This is a genomic window from Empedobacter sp. GD03865, assembly GCF_029840775.1.
GTDB classification, from domain to species: Bacteria; Bacteroidota; Bacteroidia; order Flavobacteriales; family Weeksellaceae; genus Empedobacter; species Empedobacter falsenii_B.
On record NZ_JAOCDF010000066.1, the window covers coordinates 1 to 2,670 of the forward strand.

Below are 2,670 nucleotides of genomic sequence, written 5' to 3' on the forward strand. Positions count from 1 at the left end.
GTAAGCTTCCCCAAAATTAGAGTCATTTATAATTATAGTTTATAAATTTATAAAACTATGAAGAACAGTAAATATTCGGAAGTTCAGATTATCAAGATCTTATCTGAACAAAATTTTGGAAAAACGGTCAATGAAATTTGTCGTGATCATGGAATTAGTCAACCTACTTTTTATAATTGGAAGAGTAAATATGGTGGATTGGACGTTCAACACCTCACTAAAATGAAGGAAATGGAGAAAGAACTCTCTCAGTACAAAAAGATTGTAGCAGAACTAACGCTAGAAAATGTTGTGATGAAAGATGTGATTTCAAAAAAGCTTTAACGCCTTCTGAGAAACGAGAACTGGTCACTTATTGCAGCTCACAATACGCAATGAGTACTCGTAAGGCGTGTAAAGTTTTCCTCATTTCCAGTTCGGTTTATTTTTATAAAAAGAAACCCAATAATGAGGATGATAAAATTAGGGAAGAATTAGTTTTGCTTTCAGAGCAGCACTACACATGGGGATTTTGGATGATGTATCACAGGCTGAGAAATCGTGGATTTGGATGGAATCATAAACGAGTTTACAGAATATATACCTCTCTGAAATTAAATCTTAGAAGTAAACGTAAAAAACGTCTTCCAGCAAGAGTAAAAGAGCCTTTATTGCGACCAATTTACCCAAATGTAACTTGGAGTATGGATTTTATGCACGACACCTTAGAGTGTGGTAAAAAAGTAAGAAGTTTGAATATTATAGATGACTTTAATAGAGAAATTTTAACCATTACAATTGACACTAGTTTACCTTCATCAAAGGTCATTTCACAGCTAAAGCAACTTGTAGAATGGCGAGGAAAACCTGATAAAATAAGAGTAGATAATGGACCAGAATTTATTGCAGAAAAATTAAAAATTTGGTGTCTATCAAATCAGATTGTTCTACAATATATTCAACCAGGAAAACCAACACAAAACTCATTAGTAGAAAGATTTAACAGAACTTTTCGAACAGAATTTTTAAACGTTTATCTCTTTGAGAATATCAAACAGATGAAAAATTATGCTGAAATTTGGATGTGGATGTATAATAATGAGCGACCTCATAGTGCGCTACAATACCTTACTCCCAGAGATTTTTTGTTGAAATATGGAAAAATAAATAATGAAAAAAAACAAGATTTTCCTACATTCAAACAAAATTATAATAAAAATAATCAATTATTAAATAAAAACTCTATTTTTGAATGTACCTAACAAAGGGAAGAGTACACGTTCGCTAAAAATGTTTACAAAACATTTTTTAACGCTCCGCCCTCAAAGAACTTCTATTGGTAAATTTAAGAAATTGTATGTTAAAAATGTAGCAACTTTGTAAAATAACAAAAGGCAAAACAATGTTTGCCTTTTACTTTATTGTGAATGTTGGTTTTTTAACAACACATTTGGAACATTGTCACCTTTTTTTAATTTTTAGATTTAAATGTAAAAGCACTAATTATTTTTTCATTATTAATTTTTTGCCAAAATAAACTCTTTTTATAAATCAAAATTTCTTCTTTATTTATTATCGGTATTTTTTCTATACCAACATATTTATTTGAATTAATACATGTACTTAATTCTGTTAAAGGTATATAAATGAAAACATTTTTATTTTTTGCTTCGATATTTTCTATCAATATTTTATTATCAGATAACTTTGTGTATTTAAATTTTTGTTCAATATTTATTACTGGATTACTACATAAATATTTTACATTAAAACTACCTAAACTATCATTTAAAAATCTAAATCTCAGTTCTCTGATTCTTTTTTCTTTAAAAGAATATTCTTTATACGATCTTGTACTACAGTTACTTAAAATAACTAAAAGGGCAAATAATATTATAGCTTTCATATCATTTTTAATTACTATTCCAATAAATTAGTGACATACCTTTTGGAGGATATATGGGTTCATAACCAGGATCTGTCATAGAGTTGACAACACTTGGAGTAATTTGATTATATTGATTAATAGTTGTGACAGTAGGGTCTTTTCCTGCTTTAAGAGCATTCGCTGCATCAACAGAACTTACAGGAAGATTAGAACGATAGTCAATCTTTCCATCGTAACCAAATTGAGCTTGGTACGCATCTACTTCCTTGCTAACACCAAATGTTCCGCTAGTTAGTTGTCCCTCGGTATCTATATTATATTCACTTCTAGCTATCTGTCCTCCGTGTCTACTTTCGTGCACTTGCTTAGAAAAATCATCTGTAAACATTGTGATTTCATTTTCTCCAGTCCTTTTTGTCTCAGGATTTCCATTATTTTTAGAAGATTTTTCAAATTTATAATTATTATTTTGATCATTTCGCATATCAGAAATATCCTGCTTTGATTTGGTTAATTGAGCAATTCTATTCTGTTTATCACTATCATTACCTTTATTCAGTTTTTCAATTTGCTTATCTAGTTTCTTCTCTATTTTTTGAGCAGTTTTTTCTGCTTTTTTATCAAATGTTTCAACACTCATCCCATCGGGATCAATAAAACGAATAGGATTATTTACTGCGTAAGTATAAGGAGACCATCTACGATATTTCTCCGCCAGCGGGTCAATGTTGAACCAACGACCAATAGCAGGGTCGTAGTTACGTGCGCCGTAGTCGTATAAGTTGATGTCTAAGTCAGTTTGC

At 30.2% G+C, this 2,670-nt stretch carries 4 protein-coding genes; 2 read left to right on the top strand and 2 right to left on the bottom strand.

Annotated features, from left to right (window positions below):
- Positions 1-57: 57 nt before the first annotated feature.
- Positions 58-324 (top strand): transposase, encoded by a 267-nt coding sequence (locus N5D46_RS14585; RefSeq protein WP_114998212.1) that lies wholly within the window; start codon positions 58-60, stop codon positions 322-324.
- Between the two features lie 20 nt (positions 325-344).
- The gene (locus N5D46_RS14590; protein ID WP_114998210.1) at positions 345-1,241 is read left to right on the top strand and encodes an IS3 family transposase; all 897 of its coding nucleotides are present in this window, start codon (positions 345-347) and stop codon (positions 1,239-1,241) included.
- A gap of 209 nt (positions 1,242-1,450) precedes the next feature.
- Here N5D46_RS14590 and N5D46_RS14595 read toward each other — a convergent pair whose 3' ends face one another.
- Both N5D46_RS14595 and N5D46_RS14600 read right to left on the bottom strand, forming a co-directional pair.
- Positions 1,451-1,885: a hypothetical protein gene (locus N5D46_RS14595; RefSeq protein ID WP_280050432.1), complete on the bottom strand. Its 435-nt coding sequence runs from the start codon at positions 1,883-1,885 to the stop codon at positions 1,451-1,453.
- A gap of 7 nt (positions 1,886-1,892) precedes the next feature.
- A partial coding sequence (locus N5D46_RS14600; RefSeq protein WP_280050433.1) for an RHS repeat-associated core domain-containing protein occupies positions 1,893-2,670 on the bottom strand: 778 nt, incomplete at its 5' end.